1 protein-coding gene is annotated in these 1,670 nt (G+C 24.2%); it reads left to right on the top strand.

The genetic code is table 4. The features are described from left to right. Positions 1-47: 47 nt before the first annotated feature. A partial coding sequence (locus T401_RS07330; protein ID WP_033179064.1) for a coiled-coil domain-containing protein occupies positions 48-1,670 on the top strand: 1,623 nt, incomplete at its 3' end.

Genomic DNA, 1,670 nt, shown 5'->3' with positions numbered 1-1,670 from the left:
AAAAAAAAAAAAAAAACAATTATAGAATTGTTTAGTTAGGAGATTTTATGAAAAAAAGTAAAAAAATTGCATTAATTTTATTGGGATTAGGAGTTGTTGCGGCGACGGCTGGAACAGTTTATGTCCTATTGGATTCAAAAAATAAGCAAAATAAAGATATTTTGAAATTAATTGAAACTATTAATAATTACCGTAAGACTAAATTAAATGGTAATGATTGAAAGAAATTAAATAATCAAACTGAAGAATTAATTAATGATTTGAGGTCATTTATTTATAATAGAAATGAAGATCAGGTTAAAGAAGTAATTAATAAAAATGAAGAAAAATTTTCATTGATTCAAGAATTGTATAAATACTATACATTAGCAAAGGAAGTTAATGTATATTTAAATAGTATTTCTAATGACACAAAATATCAAAATGTTGCTACTGAATTAAAAAATGTACTTGATTCGCAAAATGAAATTGTCAAAAATGTTTCAAACAAAAATGATGTTATTAATTCAATTATCGTATTAAAAGATGCACTTGAAAAAGCTAAAAATAAAATAAATAATAACAACCAATCACACGCTTTAAAAATCCAAGAACTAAATGAGTTAATAAAAAAAGCATTAGAATATAAGGAATCAATAAAAAATACATTAATCAAAAACGTATTAAATGATGCTATTGAAATAGCAATTAACAAAAAAGATGATGTAAACTCAACAGTTGATTCATTAACAAATGCATATAATGATTTAGAATCTGCATTTCAAAATGCCAAATCAAAAGATGAAGAATGAAAAATTGCTTATGGAAAATTAAAATCAAAGATCTCTGAGATTCATTTAAACAAATCTTCTTATGGCTTTAATGATGAGGAATTGAATGAGTTAAATGTTGCGATTGAGCAAGCGGATGTTGTTGCAAATAATTACAGCAATGATAAAAACACCTTAGATAATGCTAGGGTGGAATTAGAAAATAAATTAAAAGAAATTCAACAAAAAGCTGAAGCAAGAAAGCAAGATGAAACACTTGTTAAAAACAAATTAAAAGCTTTGATTAACCAAGTAGCTGAATTTAGAAATGATGTCGTAATTAATACTCAAATTAAAAATAAATTAAGTCAAGATATCAACGAAGCTTCAAATGTAGCAAATAATGATCTTGCATCAAGCGAATCTTTAAAAAATGCATATAATAAATTGAAAGATCAATTTGAGATTGCAAAAACAAATCATGAAGAATGAGCGTTATCTCATGATGCTTTAAAAAATGTGATTGATGAAGCAGAATTTTATTCAATGCTAAACATAAATAGAAATGAAGAACTAAGCGACCTTCTTTTAGAAATACAAGACTCTAAAACTGTATATGAAGCATCAAATTCTGATAAACTTAAACTTGATAATCAAAAAATTAAATTAGAAAATGCATACAAAAAGACAAAAGAATTAATAGATTTAACAAAATCTCAAGAAGAATTAGCAAAAGAAAAATTAGAAATTTTAATAAACCAATCTTTATCATTTAAAAACTCAATTGTAAATCAAAATATTAAAAACACATTAGATAATAATATTCAAGATGCACAAGGCAACTTAGTTGATAAAAGTGTGACAATAGAAAGTTTAAATAATGCATATAAAACATTAGAAGAAGCTTTAACCCTTGCAAAA

Origin of the sequence: Mycoplasma anseris ATCC 49234, from assembly GCF_000702805.1 — a bacterium.
Taxonomy (GTDB): Bacteria; Bacillota_I; Bacilli_A; order Mycoplasmatales; family Metamycoplasmataceae; genus Metamycoplasma; species Metamycoplasma anseris.
This window is presented reverse-complemented; position numbering and strand designations above follow the sequence as displayed.